We start from the raw sequence: 21,159 nt of genomic DNA, 5'->3' as shown, positions 1-21,159 counted from the left end.
ACTTAAATATGAATTATAATGATTAAGTATCATTAATTTATTTTAGCAATATTTTGTTATCTAGAAAGGAGTGGGCGATTTCATGGAATGTGTGCTGCCGATTAAAGAAAAATCGGATATTGAAGCGATGTATGAAACATTGCGTCAACATAATCAGCGTGATTATTTATTGTTTCGCTTAGCGATACATACAGGTTTAAGAATTAGTACGTTAATTCATTTAAAAGGATTGGATGTTTTAACCCAAGATGAGAATTGCCAAGCTGTGATTAATGTTTGGCGACAACCTGGAATGTCTGACATTAATGTGCCGTTGCCTCAATCGTTATGTGAGGAATTGGATATGTTCATGAAAGATAAGGGAATAGGTCATGATGATTACTTATTTCGTTCTATGAAGACAAAGCGCCCGCTTTCTCGTCAACAAGCGTACCGTATTATTCATGATGCCGCTGTCCAAAATGGACTCTCTCAAATCGGTCTTCAATCTTTGCGTAAAACTTTTGCTTATCATGCGTACCAATCGGGTACACCGCTTACAGTGATACAAAAATACCTCGGTCATCAGACTTTATCTGAGACCCTCAAATTTATAGATGTTCCGCAACAAAACCGCACGATTACGATTCAATTAGATCTTTAATTTTTTACATTATTTAACTCAACTATAGAAAGGAGTCTCACTTCTTATGAGCCTTATTTGGCTGTTTGTCTTTATTATTGTTGTGATGTCGGTTGTACTCATGACAAACCTGCCGAATCGCTCTGCTCGACCTGCGTCTACTTCAGAACAAGCACAACAAGAAATTACCCATAACACGGGTCGGTACAGAACAACTTTAAGCAGGCAAGCTGGATGGATAGCGTTAAGTGCACCCGTTATCAGCGCAATTTATTTTATAACGATGATTCCACGCATCGCCGCCAATCAACTGATTATGGTTTCATTGCCGTGGATGCCGTCAATCGATGTGAACTTTGCGTTCAGATTAGATGGCTTGTCTATAATCTTTGCCTTGTTGATCACTTTAATTGGTACAGGTGTTGTATTATATGCGAATGCATACCTATCGAAAGCACATGATGATTTACCAAGGTTCTATGTTTATTTATTAATGTTCATGTTTGCGATGTTAGGCGTTGTGTTAGCAAATAATACCATATTGCTGTACGTGTTTTGGGAGTTAACCAGTATTGCGTCTTTCTTATTAATTGCTTATTGGTATAACCGACCTGCAAGTCAGGCAGGCGCAATGAAGTCTTTCTTGATTACCGTCTTTGGCGGCATGTTTATGATGGCAGGGTTTGTTATTTTATTTAACATTACAGGTACAAATACTATTTCTGAATTAGTAAAAATTCCTGTTCGTCAAACGATGTATGAATCTCCATGGTTCCCGCTTGCGGTTGTCTTTATTTTATTAGGTGCCTTTACAAAATCTGCACAATTTCCATTTCATATCTGGCTGCCAGATGCGATGGAAGCCCCGACACCTGTCAGTGCTTATCTGCATTCTGCGACGATGGTTAAAGCTGGATTATATTTATTATTCCGTTTTACACCGATATTAGGCTACGAGCCGTGGGTGGCTTATATAGTTATCACAATCGGTATTATTACTTTAATGGTGGGCTCTTTTGTGGCAGTCGGACAACGTGATTTGAAAGGATTACTTGCGTATTCCACAATCAGTCAACTCGGCATGATTATGTCGATGGTCGGCTTCGGATTCTTAGCATATAGCCACCAAGCACAAGGATTCCAAGCTTTCTATGTAGCTAGTCTATTTGCGGGTCTGTTTCATTTAATCAACCATGCGCTGTTTAAGAGTGTGCTCTTTATGGGTGTCGGAATTGTGGATCATGAAACAGGAACACGTGATTTATCACGCTTAGGGGGATTACGTAAACTGTTGCCTGTGACTACTGTGATGATGACCATCAGCGCAATGGCGATGGCAGGCTTACCATTGTTTAATGGTTTCTTATCAAAAGAAATGTTCTTTGCGACATTGGTCAGTGCGAAGAAACTGACAATGTATGACCAAGTCTTTGTTTCAGTCATGTTGATTGTAGGTGTGATTGCCAGTCTCTTTACTTTCATTTACAGTTTACGATTAGTTAAAGATACGTTCTTTGGCCCGCTGCACAAAGAAGGATTACCACAAGTACCTGAACATGAACCAGCAGGTCTTTATATTGCGCCGGCCATTATTACCTTAGGTATGCCATTATTCTTTATTATTCCGAACGTCTTAGGCCGTTATTTAATTGGACCTGCTTTACGTGATATTGGTCATTCAGATAAAGTGGCACCCTTTATCCCGCATATTGCTGCGTGGCACGGTTTAAGTCCAGAATTATGGATTACGTTAACGATTTATGTTGTTGGTATTTTATTATTATGGCGTTCTCGTTGGATGAACGTTTACAACAAATTACCTGAGTTTCTATCTATTAACAGTATCTATCGCGGTATGTTAAGCGGAAGTGAACGTTTTAGTAGAAGCGGGATGCAGTTGATGATGAATAACCGTTTGAACCAATATTTACATGTGATTTACTTCTTATTCTTCGGCATGTTGGCTTATGGATTTATCCGTGTCGGTTGGATACCGGTTGAAGGTTTCAAAGTGAAGCCGATTACTTGGTTTGAAATTTTAGTCACTGCCAATATTGCTTTCTTATCAATTGCGTTAGTGTTCCTACGTGAACGTATGGCGATGATTATTATTAATGGTGTTATCGGTTATACGATTGCGATTGTCTTTGTTTTAATGAGAGCACCAGACTTGGCGATGACGCAGTTAGTGATTGAAACGATTACGACTATCTTATTCTTGTTAGTCTTTTATCATTTGCCGAACGTACGACGAGATAAAGTACATGTCGGGAAAGAAGCGGTTAAGTTATTGATTGCTTTATTGATGTCACTCTTTGTGGTGACATTCGTGATTATTGCGCAACAAGAACAAGCATTTAATAAGATTTCAAGTTTCTATGAACATAGTGATAAACTGGCAGGTTCTAAAAATATTGTCAACGCGATTCTCGGAGACTTCAGAGCGTTAGATACCATGTTAGAAGGCATTGTGATTATGATAGTAGGTCTTGGTATCTATTCCTTAATCAAATTCAAAATCAGAAAGGGTGATTCAGATGCACGAAAATGACATTGTATTAGAAACGATTTCTAAAGTGGCGGTTTTCATTATCTTGACCTTCGGTTCTTATATTTTCTTAGCGGGTCATGATAATCCAGGTGGCGGCTTTATCGGCGGCTTGGTCTTCAGTTCAGCGTTTATCCTGATGTTTTTAGCCTTTGATGTTGAAAAGGTCATTCGCTCACTGCCACTAGACTTTAGAGCGGTTACGATTACAGGTTCTTTATTATCCATTGCTACCGCAATCGTGCCAATGTTTTTTGGACACCCTTTATTGTCGCATGAGGATGTTTATGTCACATTGCCTTATTTAGAGAAAGTGCATCTTTCAAGTGTGACGTTGTTTGAATTCGGTATTTTATTAACAGTCGTCGGTTCAGTAACGACAATTATGCTTGCGATAAGTGGTGATAAAAGTTGAACGTCATACTCATTATCATTATTGGTATTTTAACTTTCGCAGGCACGTATATGATTTTATCGAAAAACTTAATTCGTATTGTATTAGGTACTGCTATCTATACACATGTCGCTAACTTAGTCATTTTAGCGATGAGTGGCTTTGATGGCACGAAAGTACCGATTATTAACGATGAAGGCAGTAATTATGTAGATCCTTTACCGCAAGCGTTGATTTTAACCGCGATTGTTATCGGGTTTGCGATTTCAGCATTCTTACTTGTCTTGGTCTATCGTACGTATAAAGTGACACGGGTGAACCGAATAGAGGCGTTACGCGGTGAGGATGATGATGTCGATGAATAATTTGTTATTAATCCCACTGTTGTTGCCTTTAGTCACAGGTTTAATTTTATTCTTCTTTAAAGAACGATTAATAGTCACAAGACGTATTGCGATTACCATCCAAGTGATTAACACAGCGGTCTCAGCGTATTTGTTAGCGTACGTTTATCAACATCAGCCTTTAGTGATTAACTTTGGCAATTGGCAACCGCCGTTTGGCATTCAATTTGTCGGTGATACATTAAGTGTTTTCTTTGTCACAATTGCGAACTTAGTGGTCACATGTGTGATTTATTTCGGTTTCGGTAAGCGTGAACATATTGCGAACCGTTACTTCTTACCATCCTTTATTCTATTTATGCTGACAGGTGTCAACGGCAGCTTCTTAACTGCTGATATCTTCAATATGTATGTCATGTTTGAAATTATGTTGATTGCGTCATTCGTCTTATTAACATTAGGTCAAACACTAGAACAATTACGCGCGAGTGTTATTTATGTCGTAACGAACGTTGTCAGTTCATGGTTCTTCTTAATCGGTGTCGCTTATTTATATGGCACACTCGGCACATTGAACTTCGGTCATTTAGCGATGCGGATTACTGAAAGTGATCAACCGCCAATGATGACGATGATTGCGATTATTATGATATTCGTCTTCGGTGGTAAAGCAGCGTTAGTGATGTTTATGTGGCTGCCTAAAGCTTATGCCGCATTAAACACAGAATTAGCCGCATTATTCGCGGGACTGATGACGAAAGTCGGTGTGTATGCGTTAATTCGTGTCATGGTATTGTTGTTTGATCAACAACCTGATATTACACATCAACTTATGTATTATATGGCGATTATTACTATGATTATTGGTGCCATAGGTGTGCTCGGTTATGAAGATGTGAAGAAAATAGCCGCATATCAAGTCATCTTGTCTATTGGCTTTTCAGTCATGGGCTTAAGCACATTAAACCAAACAGGTGTCACAGGTGCGATTTTCTACGCTGGTCATGACATGATTATTAAGACCTTATTATTCTTAGTCATGGGCGTCTTTGTGGTCTTGACAGGCTACCGCAGTTATAAACAAATGGGCGGTTTGATTCATACACATCCATCATTAGGTATTATTTTATTTATCGTCACATTATCTATTGGTGGAGTTCCGCCATTCAGCGGATTTCCTGGGAAATTACTGATTATACAAGGGGCACTTGCTGAAGGATATGTAGTCGGTGTAGCACTGATGATTATCACAAGCTTGATTGCTATGTATAGTCTATTGAAAGTCTTCTTCTATATGTATTTCGGCAGAGAAGAGATGCCTGTGGTTCAGAAACAACCGATTTTACCGCATAAGTTAATGGCGATGATTCTGTTAACGATTGCGACTATCTTAATGGGACTTTGTGCCGAATGGATTTTGGACGTGGCACACCACGCAGCAGAGTTTAATTTAAATCCTAGCGACTATGTTAAATCAGTTATCCCGAATGTGGAGGTGGAATAATGTTAGCCCAATTAACACTGAATATCTTAATTGCTGTTTTATGGACGCTCTTTCAAGACGAAGACAAATTCCACTTATCTACGTTTATCGCGGGATATCTGATTGGGATTGCGATTGTATATTTAATCCATCGGTTTTTCTTTAAACGTATTTTCTACTTAAAGAAAGTCTGGATTATTTCTAAGTTCATCATGATTTATAATATGCAGCTGTTGATATCAAGTTTATCAACCATCAACTATATCTTATTTAAATCACATGACATGAACCCTGGGCTGTTAATTTATGAAACGTCATTAAAAAGAGACTGGGCGATTACCTTATTAACACTGTTAATTATGTTGACACCAGGATCGCTCGTACTCAGGGTATCACCAGATGGCAGTCGATTCTTCATCCATGCGATTGATGTATCCGAAAAAGACAAAGCTGTTTTAACCAAGCAGATTAAGAAATATGAACGTTTGATATGGGAGGTGCTCAAATGATTGAAATGGTTATAGATTGGATGATACGCAGTGCTTTGGTCATTTACGGTATTGCGGTGATTATTGCTTTGATACGTGTGATTAAAGGACCAACAACACCTAACAGAGTAGTCGCATTTGATAGTATCGGTGCAATGATTATTTCTATTGTAGGTTTGCTTAGTATCGTCTTAAATACCTTAACTTTCTTAGATGCGAGCTTGATTATCGCTATCCTCGCATTCTTGAGTACCATTGGTATCTCACGTTTCGTAGAAGGAGGACGAATCTTTGATAATAAACGAAATCGTTAGTTTATTCGCTGCTGTCCTTATCTTGTTGGGATCCATTGTCGCATTAATCAGTGCCATCGGTATTTTAAAGTTTGACGATATCTTCTTGCGTGCACACGCCGCAACGAAAAGTTCAACATTATCTGTGTTGTTTTCCTTAATCGGTGTGTTTATTTATTTCTGGTTTACACGTGATTATTTCAGTGTCAGAACTTTATTAACTATTTTATTCTTATACATGACATCACCAGTGGCAGGACAAATGATTGTCCGTACGGCGTATAATGTCGGCTCGTATATGTATATGAAAGATAATACGCAAAAAGGGGCTTCTTTGAATATTGCTTATAATAAAAGAGAGGCTAAGAAAAATCGAAAGCTACGGGCAGAACGCAGACGTAAAGCAACGGAAGAATTTACTAAAGGTGAACGCCAGCCGACTATTCGTTATAAAAAGAAAGATGATTAATCTAATACGCACGCTATAGTGAGTTTTCAAGCTATAGCGTGCGTATTTTTAATTTAATCAAGATCAATGCTGTTTTGTCGTATTTATCTCAAAAAGTGAAAGTGGCGTAGGTGTTGAATATCTAATAATTGTTCTGTAATCACGGTATATAGACGGAAGTATATACAATGTTATTCTAAATTTTAAAAGTATTGAACAATCATATATGCAAATGTGCGCAAATGGAGTATAATCAGTTTGACAGATTATTCAGATTAATTTATAACCTATTGACTTTGTGAATGTATTCACATAACATACTACATAGGATATGAATTACTCTACTATACAACTTTTAGAATTGAGGGAGTAATTATGACAAAAATTAAATTTTTTGGTACACGTGATTATGAAAAAGATGTAGCTTTGAATTGGGCTAAAGAGAATGATGTTGAAGTTTCATTCTCAAATGACTTCTTAAGCTATGATACTTTGGATCAGCTTGAAGGGTTTGACGGCGTTACAACAATGCAGTTCGGCAAACTTGAAAAAGAAGCTTACCCTAAATTAGAAGCAATGGGCATCAAACAAGTCGCACAACGTACTGCAGGTTTTGACATGTATGATTTAGAATTAGCGAAAAAACACGGTATTATTATCTCAAACGTGCCTAGCTATTCTCCTGAAACAATTGCGGAATACTCAGTAGCTGCTGCATTAAATCTTGTACGTCGATTCCCACGTATTGAAAAACGTGTTCAAGACTATGACTTTACTTGGGATGCGACAATTATGGCAAGACCAGTAAAAGACATGACAGTCGCAATTATCGGTACAGGACGTATCGGCGCATTAACTGGTAATCTTTTCGCAGGCTTCGGTGCTAAAATTGTAGGTTATGATTTATATCCAAATGATTCATTAGACTTCTTAGAGTATAAAGATACGATTGAAGAAGCAGTTAAAGATGCGGATATCGTTTCTTTACACATGCCAGGTTCTGCAGACAACCACCACATCTTCAACAAAGAAATGTTTGCGAAATTCAAAGATGGCGCAATCTTAGTTAACGCAGCACGTGGTGCAGTTGTAGACACAGAAGCATTAATCGATGCGGTCAATGAAGGTAAATTAACAGGCGCAGCTGTCGATACTTACGAGTTCGAAATGCCTTACTTCACATTTGACTTTACTGGTAAAGAAATTGAAGATGAAACATTCAAAAAATTAATCGAAAATGACAGAATTCAATTAACACCACATATCGCATTCTTCTCTGATGAAGCGGTACGTAACTTAGTTGAAGGCGGATTAAACGCTGCACTTAATGTCATCAAAACAGGCGATACACCAACACGCTTGAACTAATTATTGTGAGTCGAAGTTATTTTATTATATAAAAGAGTCGGATCAGCTTAAACTGGTCCGGCTTTTTAATTTGCATCCCATATAGAAATAGGTTGAGACTTCATGAGAAATCTCAACCTGTTTTATGTGTTGTGTATTAATGTTTAATACGATTCAAACCACGGTTTTTAAAGCCGCCGACTTTATATGCGATGAATAATAAGATTAACCAGAATGGTGAGAAGTATAAAGCAACTCTTGTGTCTTCCGCTAAGAATAAAATCGCAATCACGATAACGAAGAAGACAAGGGGGCTGTATGAACCAATCACACCAAAGAAGTTTTTGAATTTTGAAGCGGCATGTAATTCAGGATGCGCTTTACGATATTTAATATAACAAACTAAAATGATTGTCCAAATAAAGATGAAGAAAATTGTTGCGACTGTAGTTACAACTGTGAATACTGTATCTGGAATAATATAGTTCAATAATGCGGCTAAGAATAATACGACCCCTGAGAAAATCAAAGCATTGTATGGTACCCCATGACGGTTGGCTTTACCTAAAGATTTAGGTGCGCTGTCTGATACAGCTAGACCATAAACCATACGACTGTTACTGAATAATCCGCTGTTTGCGGCACTAGATGCTGAAGTTAATACCACAAAGTTAACGATACCCGCCGCAGCTGGAATACCGGCTAAAACGAATAAGTTAACGAATGGGCTTTCTTTAGGATCTAATCTATCCCATGGTGTGATACTCATAATAACCATTAAGCTTAATACATAAAAGATGATGATACGAATACCGACACTGTTGATGGCTTTCGGTAAGTTCTTTTCTGGATCTTTTGTTTCACGTGCTGTAACACCGACTAATTCAATCCCTACGAAACTAAATACTGCCATTTGGAAAGCGAGTAAGAAGCCCATTACCCCATTAGGGAAGAATCCGCCGTGTGAGTAAAGATTGCTGAAACCACTTTGAATATGGTTAGGTGATGAGAATCCAGTAAAGATTAAATAAAGACCGATGACGATTAAGAATAAAATCGCAATTACTTTAATAATCGCAAACCAGAACTCGATTTCCCCGTAAGCTTTCACTGTCATTAAGTTCAACGCGAGTAATAAGAAAACTGTGATAATCGCTGTTAAGTAAGGTGGGAAAGACGGCCACCAGAAATTAATATATTTGGTTACAGCTGTAATATCCGCAATACCTGTGGCTACCCAACAAAACCAGTACGTCCAACCTGTAAAGAAACCGGCCATATGGCCTAAATAATCTTCCGCAATATCAATAAATGAATTGTATTGACTATTTGATAAAAGAAGTTCACCTAATGCACGCATCATAATGAACAAGAAGAACCCGATAATGATGTAGGCCAAAAGAATGGATGGCCCAGCTAACGCAATACTTTTCCCTGCCCCCAAGAAAAGCCCCGTACCGATAGCGCCCCCGATGGCGATCAGCTGAATGTGACGATTGGTCATACTGCGTTTTAAATCATTGTTTTCCATGATGTTACACCTCTTTGTAGTTTTTATATAGAGAACGGATGGCGTGCAGAGTGAAACTGCGAACTGCATATCATCTATTTTCTTTTTATGTTGTACGGAATAGAATATGTGTATGGAAGTATTATACACTAACTTTAATGAGTTGCGTGACTAATTTTTAATTTTTCTAAATCAAATTTCAATGAAAGCGTTTTATATATGATTTTGAAAGACAACATCATACATCACGAGATTTAGGGTAAAAAATGACTGAGTGAGCGAATAGATAATAAGACGCAGAATCAAAGGAGAAGGTAACAGTGAAGAAACATATAGCGGGATTGCTTTTTGCGTCTATGACACTGACATTATCAGGATGTGCTTCTTCAGAAGTAAAAGAAGTAAAACAAGAAGCCAAACAAGAACCGACGCAGAAAGCACCAACACAACAAGAACATAAGAAGGACATGGGCCCTGCTAAAGCAGAAGGCAAACAATTAGATTTAAATCCAGATATCTTTGATAAAAAGAAAAAGAATCAGAAGTTGACTAAAGCGGAATTAAAACAAGATATTCAAACGTATTTAAATGCTGACCATGATATCACGCGCATTTATGAGCATTATCAACAAAAGCTCCATTCAAAAGAAGGAATTTCTAAAAGTGATGCGAAACATATTGAAAAAGCGAGCGCACTCGCAAGTACCAATGATAATAACTTTGCGCAATACATTAATGAAAATCGCTTGCCAAAAGGCTATGATGGACATGCGCATAAAATCAATCGTTATATTACGAATTCCAATCAATACCTCAGAGATATCGATGAGAAAATAGATACCGCAATGGCATCTTCAAAGAATGGACGTGTTTCTGTGAAAGAAGTCGGCGCTATTGAAAAAGGTAACGATAAACCTAGTCAGCGTGAACAAAAGAAAATAGAAAAAATATTAAAAGAAGAAAATATTGATACACGGGCATTCAAATAATAGTGTTAAGGACATTCTTTCTAGGGATGTCCTTCTTTTTAAAGTCAGTTTTCATAAATAAAACAAGTGTATAATGGAATCAAGTTTTATAGATGGATAATAGAAATAAGAAGGTGATCTATATGGCATCAGTTTTAGAAATTAATAATCTTACAAAACGCTTCGGTAAATTTGAAGCACTTTCTAAATTAAATATGGCCGTTGAAGAAGGAGAAATTTTTGGCTTTATCGGTCCAAATGGCTCAGGTAAATCTACGACTATTAAGACAATTCTAGGGCAGTTAAAACCAAGTTCTGGGACTGTCACATTGTTTGGCAAGGACGCGTTTAAAGAAGCGGTCTCTATACATGAACATATTGCGTATGTACCTGGTGATGTGAATTTATGGCCGAATTTGACAGGCGGAGAAGTCATTGAGTTCTTATTGAGTTTACAAAAATCTGTGAATCATGAACGTAAACAAATGTTGATTCGAGATTTTGAACTGGATATTCATAAAAAATGCAGCACGTATTCAAAAGGGAACCGTCAAAAGGTTGCGTTAATTGCCGCATTAAGTATGGATGTGGACCTTTATATTTTTGATGAGCCCACTTCTGGTTTAGATCCATTAATGGAACGTGTCTTTCAAAAACATGTGAAAGGGTGTCGTGACCGAGGGAAAACAGTTTTGTTATCGAGTCATATTCTTTCTGAAGTAGAACAACTATGTGACCGTGTAGGGATTATTCGTAAAGGTGAACTCATAGAAACTGGAACATTGGATGAGATGCGTCATTTAACACGTATACGCTTTACTGTCGTGACCGAAGCGATACTGACACATTTAGAAACGCAACCCGGAGTACATGATGTAACCAAACAAAATGAAACCTATCAATTCCAAGTGGATACAGATCAAACAACTGCAGTGATTCAATATTTAAGTCGCTTCAATATTAAAAAATTAGAAAGCCAACCGATGACTTTAGAAGATTTATTCTTACGATACTATGGCGAGCAGCTAAAAGAAGGTGAGTAAGATGACACAAAAGCTACTGACACTTTCTAGGATAATGTTGTTTTATTTAAAGCGAAATAAATGGGCAATCATATTTTGGTTAGTGGGATTAGTCGCATTAACGCTTATGATTCCGCAGTCATTTGCGAATTTGTATCCAGATCAACAAGCTTTAGCACCGCTGTTTGAAATGTTTAAAAATCCTGCCATGGAAGCAATGCTTGGCAAGTTTTCTTTGGATCAAATGAATATCGCGACGATGTTCAGTTATGAGATGTTAATGTTCACTGTGATTTTAGTCAGTATCATGAATATCTTATTTGTTTCGAAAGATTCAAGAGGGGATGAAGAAGCGGGACGTTTAGCTTTGTTGACTGCTTTGCCGGTAGGACGTGCTACATTAATCTTAAGTACGATAATTCAACAAGGTCTTATCAATTTAATATTAGGTGTTTCAATCACCATAGGTTTGATGTTTACCGGCATTGATCATTTTACTGTTGAAGGTGCATGGTTATATGGCATGATTATTGCGGTATCAGGTTTTATGATAAGCATGTTGGCATTACTTGTAGCGCAATTTACTACAACACAAAGTCAGACGACAGGAATCAGTATCAGTTTATTACTAGTGATGTATTTACTGCGTGCCATTGGAGATGTTTCAGCTTCATGGTTATCCTATATTGTGCCGCTAGGTTGGGTAACACGTGCAGATATTTACAGTCATAATCATTGGTGGCCGGTTACAGCGTTATGCGTAACTTCTGTAGTCTTAATGCTTTTGGCTATGGTAGTGAATGGCCAACGTGATATGGAGTCTGGATTATTGCCGACCTTTAAAGGGCATAGACGTTTGTCATTATTATTAAAATCACCTTTTGGCTTACAGCTACGTTTACAACGTACAGGTATAATCGTTTGGGCAATCGGTATGTTGATGCTAGGTTTATCCTATGGTTCAGTATTCGGTGATTTGGAAAGTTTCTTTAAAGACAATCCGCTTCTGCAAAGAATGTTGACGGGCAAAGGAAATAATTATGCTGAACAGTTTGTGCCGATATTGATGGCAATTATGGGAATGGTTTCAACGATACCTGTGTTAATGGCAATCTTTAAAATTCAAAAGGAAATCAAATTAAGTCATACAGAAAGTGTACTGGCATTGCCTATACATCGTACGCGTTATTTTATGAGCTTTATTTGGATTGGGCTGATCAATAGCTTCTTGATGATTAGCTTAGCTGCACTAGGTATGTATATCGGTGCTGTTTCAAGTATGGATAAAGCCATCGCTTTCCATAAAATAATCACTGCAGGATTAGTATTTGTTCCAGCGATATTAGTCTTTGCGGGATTGGCTGTCTGTATTGTCGGTTGGTTTAAGAAGGGGAGTTTATTGGTTTATCTCTACTTAGCTTATTCTTTCTTAGTCGTATATTTAGGCCAATTATTAAACATAAAGCAATGGTTGAAAAAAGTGACACCGTTTGGACATGTGCCGCGCTTACCGATTGCGGATATGGATTGGTCTGCGACCATTATTATGCTTGTAATCGCGTTAATATTATTCATTTCTGGTATTGTCGGCTTTAAATACAAAGATATTTCTTAGCTAGAAATATAGAAAGCAATTTGAAAAACATAGATTCTAATCGCTGATATATCTTTTTCTTAGGAAATATGGTAGATTTAGAGGGTCATTACAGAGCATGGAGGAGAACATGGAACAAACATTACCTAATTGTCCGAGCTGTGGTTCGGAATACACGTATTTAGATGGTGCGTTATTTGTCTGTCCAATGTGCGGACATGAATGGACGCAAGATTCAGTAGAAGAAGCTGAGGAAGCGTTAAAAGTACGCGATGCCAATGGTCAAGAATTACAAGATGGTGACACTGTGACAGTGATTAAGGACTTGAAAATCAAAGGTGCTTCATCGGTGATTAAGCAAGGTACGAAAGTCAAAGGTATCCGTCTGGTGGATCCTGAAGATGGTCATGACATCGATTGTAAAATTCCAGGTGTCGGACAAATCGGTTTAAAATCGATTTATGTGAAGAAAATCAAATAGTCTTGCGTTGATGTAAACAGATGTCAGCGTAGTAAAGCCTTCCTATTCAAACCGAGTAGGAAGGCTTTTTGTTAATGTTTGTATTTAAGCTTTCGTTTTAAAACGGTACTGATGATATCACTGACTAAACAAATAGCGAATAATAGTGATACAAAAATAATGTTAGTGGTGCTTTCGATTTTGAATCCTGCTGAAAAACCATTTGTTTGCACATTGAAGTAGAAGTTAATGGACAATAAAACTAATAAGGCAATAAAGCTGACAATTGTCACAATATCGGCAACACGTTTAACTAAAGAAAGATTCATAGTAGGCACACCTTCTTTGTATTTGATTTATATTGCTTTTCTTAATTGTAATATAACATATTTTTTAATTGAATGATTGTAGAACCTGACCTCTTATTACATGAATATTCACTGGTCAGACTATATAATAGAGATGAATGTAAAATATGAATTGATGATTGAACACAAAAAGGGGTTGTGAACATATGAAAAAATTAATTCAAGATAAAACCACAATACTTTCAGATATGTTAGAGGGTTTAGCACTTTCAAATCCCGATCAAACTGTCATTTCTGAGACGGTTGTTGTTAGAAAAGAGAAAAAGCAACAAGGTGTTGCGTTAGTTTCTGGCGGAGGAAGCGGACATGAACCTGCACATGCAGGCTATGTCGCACAAGGAATGTTAGATGCGGCAGTATGCGGTGAAATCTTCACATCACCGACACCTGATAAAATTTTAGATGCAATCAAAGCTGTCGATAATGGTGACGGTGTCTTATTGATTATCAAAAATTATGCTGGAGATGTCATGAACTTTGAAATGGCGCAAGAAATGGCTGAAATGGAAGGCATCAAAGTCGGTAAAGTGATTGTCAGAGATGATATTGCGGTAGAAGATAAAGAGATGCGCCGTGGTGTAGCAGGCACAGTCTTTGTGCATAAGTTTGCCGGTTACCTTGCGGAACAAGGAGAATCGTTAGAAACAATTGTAGAACAAACTGAAGCATTGTTAGCTGATATGCGTACGATTGGTATGGCATTAACACCACCATTTGTGCCATCAACGGGTAAATATGGCTTCGATTTAGAACCAGGAGATATGGAAATCGGTATTGGTATTCACGGGGAACGTGGATTGAAGCGAGAAGCGGTTAAACCCATCCGAGATATTGCGACTGAACTGGTTCAAGCTTTGAATGAAGAAGTCAAAGCTCAGGAAGTCATTGTGATGGTTAATGGCATGGGTGGTACACCACTTTCAGAATTAAATATCGCAGTGAAATATATAAAGGAAGCGCTTGAAGCTGAAAATATAACAGTCAAAGACTGGTTTGTCGGTGATTATATGACATCGTTAGATATGCAAGGTTTCTCATTAACGTTATTAGAAAGTACTGAGGACCGTTTGAACGCATTAAACGCACCGACAGCAAGCCGTTATTTCGGATAACGCACAAGGAGGAAATGAACTATGAATGCAGAAACTTTAAAACAACGTTTAATTCATTTACAAGAAATTTTTCAGGAACGTGAAGATACATTAACAGAACTAGATCGTGCCATCGGTGATGGAGACCATGGTGTCAATATGGTTAGAGGTTTTAATGCTTTACCAGAAGCATTAGAAAATGCGGACACAGTGCAAGATGTTTTGAAAACAACAGGAATGACTTTGATGTCTAAAGTCGGCGGTGCTTCAGGACCATTATACGGCTTCAGTTTTGTTAAAATGGCACAAGTTGCGGGAGATGAGATTACAGAAGATAACTTACCTAAGTTGTTAGAGGCGTTCTCACAAGCCGTGCACCAACGTGGCAAAGTCGAACTTGATGAGAAAACAATGTATGACGTTATTGAGAGAGCGAGAGAAGCGGTTGAAAATGGAGAAAGTGTGGATATCGCATATCTTCAAACACTCGCTGATAACACAGAAGATTTAATTGCGACAAAAGGACGCGCAGCTTATTTTAAAGAAGAGTCTAGAGGTCATACAGACCCAGGTGCACAAAGCAGTGTATATATTTTAAACGCATTAATAGGAGATGAGTAAATCAATGACAGCGATTATTGTGGTCAGTCATAGCGAAGAAATCGCAAACGGCATCAAAAAACTCATTAGCCAAATGGCTGAAGGTGTTCAAGTGATTCCGGTCGGCGGCAGCGACGGTACAATCGGAACATCCTTTGAGCCTATTCAACAAGCAATTGAAGGTTTAAAAGACGATGCGATTTGTTTCTATGACTTAGGTTCAGCAGAAATGAACTTAGATATGGCTATTGAAATGTATGATGGACAATATAGAGTAGAGAAAGTAGAAGCACCTATTGTAGAGGGCAGCTTCCTAGCAAGTGTCAACATCTCTACTGCTATGAATTATGAACAAGTGGTAGAATCAGTTGAAAGTGAATATAGATAAAAATAACGGCGCATTTGTGTAGGCAAGTGCGTCGTTATTTTATTTAGTGTAGAGCAGAAATGTGTTAAGTGGTATAATTTTGTAAAGGAATTGTGAGAAATAGAAAAGTATCAAAATATAGATGTTTAATTTTTTAATATTACATCAATAGAAAATACGAAAGAGTGAAAGTTATGAAAAGAGTGATTACATACGGTACATATGATTTATTGCATTATGGGCACATTGAATTGTTAAGAAGAGCAAGAGAAATGGGGGATTATTTAATAGTCGCTCTCTCAACTGACGAATTTAATAAATTAAAAAATAAGAAGTCTTATTATAATTATGAACAACGAAAAATGATGTTAGAGTCCATTCGTTACGTTGACCTAGTAATTCCTGAAAGTAATTGGGATCAAAAAATGAAAGATGTTGATCGTTATGAAGTAGATACTTTTATTATGGGACATGATTGGGAAGGTGAATTTGATTTTCTCAAGGATAAATGTGAAGTCATTTACTTAAAACGTACGGAAGGCATATCTACTACTCAGATAAAAAAAGAACTTTATGGAGACAAAAGATAATATATTCAAATTAAGAAGCTGAAATTGACCTACAGTTAGTAACTATTATAGGCAATAGAGGCTTCTTTTTTAAATTAAATGTAAAACTTCAATACAAGTGTTATACTTTTGTAAAGATTCATTAAACTCTATTAAATATATTAAGTTTATACTAATGAGTAAATGTGTTTATGAACGTATTTTCAGAATAAATGCATGATTTCTTGCAAAATACATAGTAGAGTATGTGTTTCATTATAAATAAAGAAAAAAGAATGAAAGAGTGGACAGAATGAAGAGAGTAATTACTTACGGAACTTATGATTTATTACATTATGGACATATTGAATTATTAAGACGTGCGAGAGAAATGGGAGATTATCTTATAGTAGCGTTGTCTAGTGATGAGTTTAATAAAATTAAGAATAAAAAATCTTACTATAGCTATGAACAAAGAAAGATGATGTTGGAATCTATTCGTTATGTAGATTTAGTAATTCCTGAAAATGACTGGGGTCAAAAGCAAAAAGATGTTGATCGATATGAAGTAGATACATTTGTGATGGGCCATGATTGGGAAGGTGAATTTGATTTCTTAAAGGAACAGTGTGAAGTCATTTACTTAAAACGTACAGAAGGGATTTCTACGACACAAATTAAGAAAGAGCTCTACGGCAAAGAATAAAGCTTTTGTTTTAATGTTGATAAAAAAGATAAATAGGAGTGTCTACATTGAATAAAGTAAGCGGATTTTTACTGAATCAAGCAAAAAGAAAATACAAGTTTATTGAGCAACCTGTCAAATCAAAGTTTAAAAGTAAGTATGTCTTAAAAACAACTAAATATGCGAACTTATATAAAAAAAACAAAGTTAATGACAGACAAGTAGTTTATCAAGCACGTGATGGAAAAAGTATGACAGACAGCCCTTATGCAGTTTTTAAGTATCTATTAAAAGATAAGAAGTATAAAAAATTAGAACATATCTGGGTTGTAGATTCTGAGAAAAAACGTAAAGTGTATACTAAACAATATAAATCATTTAAAAATGTGCGATTCATTGTAAAAGAAAGTGACGATTATTTAAATATACTTACTACTGCAAAGTATATTATTAACAACTCAACTTTCCCTGCTTATTTTACAAAGAAACCAGAACAAGTGTATGTAAATACTTGGCATGGCACACCTATTAAAGCTATGGGCTTAGATGTAGAAGATAACCTAGTCGGTTCACAAAATATTATCAAAAACTTTTTAAGCGCAGATATATTAGTCAGTCCGAACCCTCACACAACAGAAGTGTTCAAAAGAGCGTTTAGTTTAGATGGTATTTATAATGGTGATTTAGCTGAAATTGGCTATCCAAGAATTGATTTAACGTTGAATAGTGATAAAAAAGAAGTACGTAAACACTTAAAACAAAATGGTCTTAAATTAAAGAAGCGTAAGACACTTTTATTTGCGCCAACATGGCGTGGAACTGATGTTAATGACCCTGAAGATAGTGTAGCTGACATTCATGAAATGGTTTTAGAACTTGAAAAGAAAACAGACTATCAAGTTATTGTGAAAGTACATCCTTTTGTATATAAAACAGCATTAAATTATAAAGAACTAAAACCGTATCTTGTTCCAGATTCATTTGATACGAATGAATTGTTAGCAGCTGTAGATTTGTTAGTGACAGATTATTCTAGTATTTTCTTTGATTATCTTGTGACAGAACAACCTATTGTTTTTTATTCGCCAGATTATGAGGACTATAATAGTGACCGTGGACTTTATATTAATACTGATCTCCTTCCTGGACTTTCGGTCTATGATGTAGATGAGCTTGTTTCAGCTGTTAATGAAGCGGAAGCAAACCAAAATGTTTATCAAACTAAATATGAACGTTTTAAAGATTTATATGTTCCTTATGAAGATGGACATGTAACTGAACGTCTTGTTAATAAAATGTTCCAACCGATTGTCAGCAACCAAGAAAATGTTAAGAAGAAAATATTGATGTATCCAGGCGGAATGAAAAATAATGGTATTACTACATCAGCAATTAATCTATTAGAAAACATTGATTATGATAAATATGATGTAACGATTTTCTTAGGACACACGAAGAATCGTGAAATCTTAGATAATTTAAAAGAAGTAAATGAAAACGTACGTATTATCTTAAGAAAAGGACCACTGTTAGGTACTACCTTAGAGAAATACAGAGATATCTTTGTAAAAAATAGAGGTGTTAAATCTGTACTTGAAGAATCTGTATATCCCACGGAAGTATTTGAACGTGAATTTAGGAAGATATTTGGCATTTCGAAGTTCGATGTTGTGATAGACTTTAGTGGTTATTCTATGTTCTGGTCAAAAATTTTATTAGGTACAGAATCTAAACGTAAATTAATGTACCTGCATAGTGATATTAAGAGCGATATGAATCGTAATGTAAATGGTGTACGCCCGCATTACCAAAACTTAAAAGGTGTCATCAGCTTATATAACCGTTTTGACTATTTAGTCAGTGTATCAGAGGAAACTTGTAGAATTAATAAAGAAAACTTAGCAACTTCTAAAACAAAAGATAAATTTACATCAGCAATGAATACGATTAACTTAACGCGTATTAATGATTTAAAAGACGAAGACACAGATTTCTTTATGCATCGTGGCCAAAAAGTATTAGCATATCTCAATAATGGTGAAATCAAGAGTGTTCCATTTAATGATCAAGATTTCAAAGTTATGGCAATGGGTAGACTCTCCCCTGAAAAAGGCTTTGATATTTTAATTGAAGGCTTCAAATATGCGGTCAAGGAGAACCCAACAGCGAAATTGTACATTTTAGGCGAAGGGCCGTTACGCTCTAACTTAGAGTCATTAATTCATAAACTAAAATTAGAAGACAACGTCTTTTTAGTAGGTCAAAAACGTAATCCGTTTAATATTATGAAGCAATGTGATGTATTTGCGTTAACTTCACATTATGAAGGGCAATCTATGGTATTACTTGAGGCATTAACAATTGGCGTTAATGTCCTTGCATCAAATATTCCAGCAAACCGTTATGTATTACGCCATGGTGATTTTGGAATTCTTACAGAAAATGAACCAGAAAAAGTCGGCGGAAATATTAAGAGTTTCATGAACAAACAAATTCCTGTTTTTGAAACATTTAAAGGTGAAAAGCATAATAAAACTGCATTAAGTGAGTTTTACTCATTATTAGATTAATAAAATAGTAAAACATAGACTTGCGCACCCGCACCATGCGCGAGTCTATTTATTTTTAAAATATAACTTTTGATAGAACAGAATATTATTATTAACTCTATTGCGTAAATGATGTAAGTTACATATAATTAATGATGATGAACGTATTTGTGAAGACATATTTCTTTTAAATATCCCTTGATGATATTTAAAAGAATTTTTTATGTGTTTGTTGAAAACGTTTTAAATAAAAGGGATAAATATTAAGGGAGTACGCAAAATGAAAAAGAAAGTAGAACTAACATATGCGCGTGCTATTTTTTGTGTCATTATCGTCATTGTTCACGCAATGACAGGATTTGTGAATGATCCGCATATCACTGAGTTCCAAAAACAAAGCGCAAGTTATATTCAAGTCTTATTGTTTAGTGCGACACCGTGTTTTATTATGCTATCAGAAATGTTGTTAGGTATGAGGTATTCTAAGCATATACCTAAAAACTTCTTAACTAAACGAGTGAAGTTTATTTTAATACCATACATTTGCTTTGCATTATTCGTGATTGTCGAGATATATTTTGATCCAAATAAAGATTTCTCAATGAGTCATCTATTGATTAATATTTTGTTAGAAGGCAAATTCTTTGGATGGTTTGTACTGGTTATTTTCCAATTCTTTGTATTACATATGTTGTTTTATAAAGTGTTAGATCGTATGAAACCACTCATACCTATTGTTATATCGCTAGTTATTAGCTTTGGACATGCTTTTCTAATGTACTATAGTACGGCATATTTAGAGTTTTGGAATACGTATTATCCATTGTTTAATCGAACAATAATTTTAAACTGGTTGTTTTACTTTGTTATCGGATTCTATATTGGTAAGAATTTTGATATTGTGATGCAATATGTGCAACAAAAAGTTTTATATGTACTTGGTGTACTTTTGATAAGTGGACTGGTTATTGCATTTGATTTCTTTGTGCTAAACGTTACATGGAGAGAATCAAATCGTTTTGATCTTTTCATCTTCACAGCAGCATTCTTTGTTTTAGCTATCTATGTCGCAAAACAATTAAGCCGATATCACTTAACAGCTTTATATATGATTAGTGAAATATCGTTCTTTATCTATTTATCACACCAAATTATTATTCAACATATTTCTAGAGGGCTAGCTTCATTTGTGAAGTATCCTTTCGCATTCTTTACATTAACTACTATATTTACACTAGGTTTTTGCGTAGGTTTAGCAATCATATTATCATTTTTCCCATACGTAAGAATTGTCGTTGGAAGAAACACATTATATCCGATGGTGTTGAATAATTATGGTATTAAACCTGAGCCGGAAGTACCGATAAAAGAGTAATTTAAAACATAAACGTATTATGGCAGTAGAAGGTCTATCTTCACCGTCGTAATAC

General features: G+C 36.0%; 22 protein-coding genes. 20 read left to right on the top strand and 2 right to left on the bottom strand.

Going from position 1 to position 21,159, the window contains the following annotated elements:
* The first annotated feature begins 82 nt into the window (after positions 1-82).
* From BU038_RS04215 to BU038_RS04175, 9 genes are all read left to right on the top strand, one after another.
* Positions 83-643 (top strand): tyrosine-type recombinase/integrase, encoded by a 561-nt coding sequence (locus BU038_RS04215; protein ID WP_107604958.1) that lies wholly within the window; start codon positions 83-85, stop codon positions 641-643.
* Between the two features lie 46 nt (positions 644-689).
* Positions 690-3,173, top strand: a complete 2,484-nt coding sequence (locus BU038_RS04210) for a DUF4040 family protein (protein ID WP_107604957.1) — start codon at positions 690-692, stop codon at positions 3,171-3,173.
* Positions 3,160-3,585 carry a monovalent cation/H+ antiporter subunit B gene (locus BU038_RS04205; protein ID WP_002479965.1) on the top strand — a complete coding sequence of 142 codons (426 nt, stop codon included), beginning with the start codon at positions 3,160-3,162 and terminating at the stop codon, positions 3,583-3,585. The genes BU038_RS04210 and BU038_RS04205 overlap by 14 nt, the downstream gene beginning before the upstream one ends.
* Positions 3,582-3,929, top strand: a complete 348-nt coding sequence (locus BU038_RS04200; protein WP_107604956.1) for a Na(+)/H(+) antiporter subunit C — start codon at positions 3,582-3,584, stop codon at positions 3,927-3,929. The genes BU038_RS04205 and BU038_RS04200 overlap by 4 nt, the downstream gene beginning before the upstream one ends.
* Complete coding sequence (locus tag BU038_RS04195) at positions 3,916-5,412, top strand: Na+/H+ antiporter subunit D (protein ID WP_428843588.1); 1,497 nt, start codon at positions 3,916-3,918, stop codon at positions 5,410-5,412. Before BU038_RS04200 ends, BU038_RS04195 begins: the two co-directional genes overlap by 14 nt.
* Positions 5,412-5,900 (top strand): Na+/H+ antiporter subunit E, encoded by a 489-nt coding sequence (locus BU038_RS04190; RefSeq protein WP_107604954.1) that lies wholly within the window; start codon positions 5,412-5,414, stop codon positions 5,898-5,900. The genes BU038_RS04195 and BU038_RS04190 overlap by 1 nt, the downstream gene beginning before the upstream one ends.
* A complete protein-coding gene (locus tag BU038_RS04185; RefSeq protein ID WP_023015570.1) occupies positions 5,897-6,193 on the top strand; it encodes a Na(+)/H(+) antiporter subunit F1 in 297 nt (98 codons plus the stop codon). The genes BU038_RS04190 and BU038_RS04185 overlap by 4 nt, the downstream gene beginning before the upstream one ends.
* Complete coding sequence (locus BU038_RS04180) at positions 6,171-6,641, top strand: Na+/H+ antiporter subunit G (RefSeq protein WP_107604953.1); 471 nt, start codon at positions 6,171-6,173, stop codon at positions 6,639-6,641. The genes BU038_RS04185 and BU038_RS04180 overlap by 23 nt, the downstream gene beginning before the upstream one ends.
* Positions 6,642-6,995: 354 nt before the next feature.
* Positions 6,996-7,988, top strand: coding sequence for a D-lactate dehydrogenase (locus BU038_RS04175; RefSeq protein ID WP_107604952.1), 993 nt, complete (start codon positions 6,996-6,998; stop codon positions 7,986-7,988).
* Positions 7,989-8,124: 136 nt separating this feature from the next.
* On the opposite strand, the gene BU038_RS04170 is transcribed toward BU038_RS04175, so the two are convergent.
* On the bottom strand, positions 8,125-9,498 hold the full coding sequence (locus BU038_RS04170) for an amino acid permease (RefSeq protein WP_107604951.1): 1,374 nt from the start codon (positions 9,496-9,498) through the stop codon (positions 8,125-8,127).
* Positions 9,499-9,797: 299 nt separating this feature from the next.
* Between BU038_RS04170 and BU038_RS04165 the strand changes: the two genes are divergently transcribed.
* From BU038_RS04165 to BU038_RS04150, 4 genes are all read left to right on the top strand, one after another.
* Positions 9,798-10,466, top strand: coding sequence for an NDxxF motif lipoprotein (locus tag BU038_RS04165; RefSeq protein ID WP_107604950.1), 669 nt, complete (start codon positions 9,798-9,800; stop codon positions 10,464-10,466).
* Positions 10,467-10,588: 122 nt separating this feature from the next.
* Entirely contained in the window at positions 10,589-11,488 is a 900-nt protein-coding gene (locus tag BU038_RS04160; RefSeq protein WP_107604949.1) for an ABC transporter ATP-binding protein, read from the top strand.
* Position 11,489: 1 nt separating this feature from the next.
* On the top strand, positions 11,490-13,082 hold the full coding sequence (locus tag BU038_RS04155) for an ABC transporter permease (protein WP_107604948.1): 1,593 nt from the start codon (positions 11,490-11,492) through the stop codon (positions 13,080-13,082).
* A 109-nt stretch (positions 13,083-13,191) separates the two neighbouring features.
* Positions 13,192-13,542, top strand: a complete 351-nt coding sequence (locus tag BU038_RS04150; RefSeq protein WP_002479954.1) for a zinc ribbon domain-containing protein YjdM — start codon at positions 13,192-13,194, stop codon at positions 13,540-13,542.
* 71 nt (positions 13,543-13,613) lie between these two features.
* Here the strand turns inward: BU038_RS04150 and BU038_RS04145 are convergent, their stop codons facing one another.
* A complete protein-coding gene (locus BU038_RS04145) occupies positions 13,614-13,850 on the bottom strand; it encodes a hypothetical protein (RefSeq protein WP_107604947.1) in 237 nt (78 codons plus the stop codon).
* Between the two features lie 185 nt (positions 13,851-14,035).
* Between BU038_RS04145 and dhaK the strand changes: the two genes are divergently transcribed.
* From dhaK to BU038_RS04110, 7 genes are all read left to right on the top strand, one after another.
* The gene (gene dhaK, locus BU038_RS04140) at positions 14,036-15,001 is read left to right on the top strand and encodes a dihydroxyacetone kinase subunit DhaK (protein WP_107604946.1); all 966 of its coding nucleotides are present in this window, start codon (positions 14,036-14,038) and stop codon (positions 14,999-15,001) included.
* A 21-nt stretch (positions 15,002-15,022) separates the two neighbouring features.
* Positions 15,023-15,601, top strand: coding sequence for a dihydroxyacetone kinase subunit DhaL (dhaL, locus tag BU038_RS04135; protein WP_107604945.1), 579 nt, complete (start codon positions 15,023-15,025; stop codon positions 15,599-15,601).
* A 4-nt stretch (positions 15,602-15,605) separates the two neighbouring features.
* A complete protein-coding gene (gene dhaM / locus BU038_RS04130) occupies positions 15,606-15,968 on the top strand; it encodes a dihydroxyacetone kinase phosphoryl donor subunit DhaM (RefSeq protein WP_107604944.1) in 363 nt (120 codons plus the stop codon).
* 173 nt (positions 15,969-16,141) lie between these two features.
* Positions 16,142-16,537, top strand: a complete 396-nt coding sequence (tagD, locus tag BU038_RS04125; RefSeq protein WP_107604943.1) for a glycerol-3-phosphate cytidylyltransferase — start codon at positions 16,142-16,144, stop codon at positions 16,535-16,537.
* Positions 16,538-16,808: 271 nt separating this feature from the next.
* Positions 16,809-17,201, top strand: coding sequence for a glycerol-3-phosphate cytidylyltransferase (tagD, locus tag BU038_RS04120; RefSeq protein WP_002479946.1), 393 nt, complete (start codon positions 16,809-16,811; stop codon positions 17,199-17,201).
* 47 nt (positions 17,202-17,248) lie between these two features.
* Positions 17,249-19,750: a glycosyltransferase gene (locus tag BU038_RS04115; RefSeq protein ID WP_107604942.1), complete on the top strand. Its 2,502-nt coding sequence runs from the start codon at positions 17,249-17,251 to the stop codon at positions 19,748-19,750.
* A gap of 259 nt (positions 19,751-20,009) precedes the next feature.
* A complete protein-coding gene (locus BU038_RS04110) occupies positions 20,010-21,104 on the top strand; it encodes an acyltransferase family protein (protein WP_107604941.1) in 1,095 nt (364 codons plus the stop codon).
* Positions 21,105-21,159: the final 55 nt, after the last annotated feature.

It is taken from the genome of Staphylococcus simulans, from assembly GCF_003043455.1.
Taxonomy (GTDB): domain Bacteria; phylum Bacillota; class Bacilli; order Staphylococcales; family Staphylococcaceae; genus Staphylococcus; species Staphylococcus simulans_A.
Note: the sequence above shows the minus strand (reverse complement) of the source record. Positions and strands in the feature narration are given on the sequence as shown.

Excerpts from the sequence above, each read along its gene's own strand:
- BU038_RS04150 (WP_002479954.1), top strand. The coding sequence starts at position 13,192 with ATGGAACAAACATTACCTAATTGTCCGAGCTGTGGTTCGGAATACACG.
- BU038_RS04175 (WP_107604952.1), top strand. The coding sequence starts at position 6,996 with ATGACAAAAATTAAATTTTTTGGTACACGTGATTATGAAAAAGATGTA.
- BU038_RS04145 (WP_107604947.1), bottom strand. The coding sequence starts at position 13,850 with ATGAATCTTTCTTTAGTTAAACGTGTTGCCGATATTGTGACAATTGTC.
- dhaM (WP_107604944.1), top strand. The coding sequence starts at position 15,606 with ATGACAGCGATTATTGTGGTCAGTCATAGCGAAGAAATCGCAAACGGC.
- BU038_RS04160 (WP_107604949.1), top strand. The coding sequence starts at position 10,589 with ATGGCATCAGTTTTAGAAATTAATAATCTTACAAAACGCTTCGGTAAA.
- BU038_RS04205 (WP_002479965.1), top strand. The coding sequence starts at position 3,160 with ATGCACGAAAATGACATTGTATTAGAAACGATTTCTAAAGTGGCGGTT.
- dhaK (WP_107604946.1), top strand. The coding sequence starts at position 14,036 with ATGAAAAAATTAATTCAAGATAAAACCACAATACTTTCAGATATGTTA.
- BU038_RS04155 (WP_107604948.1), top strand. The coding sequence starts at position 11,490 with ATGACACAAAAGCTACTGACACTTTCTAGGATAATGTTGTTTTATTTA.
- BU038_RS04185 (WP_023015570.1), top strand. The coding sequence starts at position 5,897 with ATGATTGAAATGGTTATAGATTGGATGATACGCAGTGCTTTGGTCATT.
- BU038_RS04170 (WP_107604951.1), bottom strand. The coding sequence starts at position 9,498 with ATGGAAAACAATGATTTAAAACGCAGTATGACCAATCGTCACATTCAG.
- BU038_RS04110 (WP_107604941.1), top strand. The coding sequence starts at position 20,010 with ATGAAAAAGAAAGTAGAACTAACATATGCGCGTGCTATTTTTTGTGTC.
- tagD (WP_107604943.1), top strand. The coding sequence starts at position 16,142 with ATGAAAAGAGTGATTACATACGGTACATATGATTTATTGCATTATGGG.
- BU038_RS04210 (WP_107604957.1), top strand. The coding sequence starts at position 690 with ATGAGCCTTATTTGGCTGTTTGTCTTTATTATTGTTGTGATGTCGGTT.
- dhaL (WP_107604945.1), top strand. The coding sequence starts at position 15,023 with ATGAATGCAGAAACTTTAAAACAACGTTTAATTCATTTACAAGAAATT.
- tagD (WP_002479946.1), top strand. The coding sequence starts at position 16,809 with ATGAAGAGAGTAATTACTTACGGAACTTATGATTTATTACATTATGGA.
- BU038_RS04195 (WP_428843588.1), top strand. The coding sequence starts at position 3,916 with ATGTCGATGAATAATTTGTTATTAATCCCACTGTTGTTGCCTTTAGTC.
- BU038_RS04215 (WP_107604958.1), top strand. The coding sequence starts at position 83 with ATGGAATGTGTGCTGCCGATTAAAGAAAAATCGGATATTGAAGCGATG.
- BU038_RS04190 (WP_107604954.1), top strand. The coding sequence starts at position 5,412 with ATGTTAGCCCAATTAACACTGAATATCTTAATTGCTGTTTTATGGACG.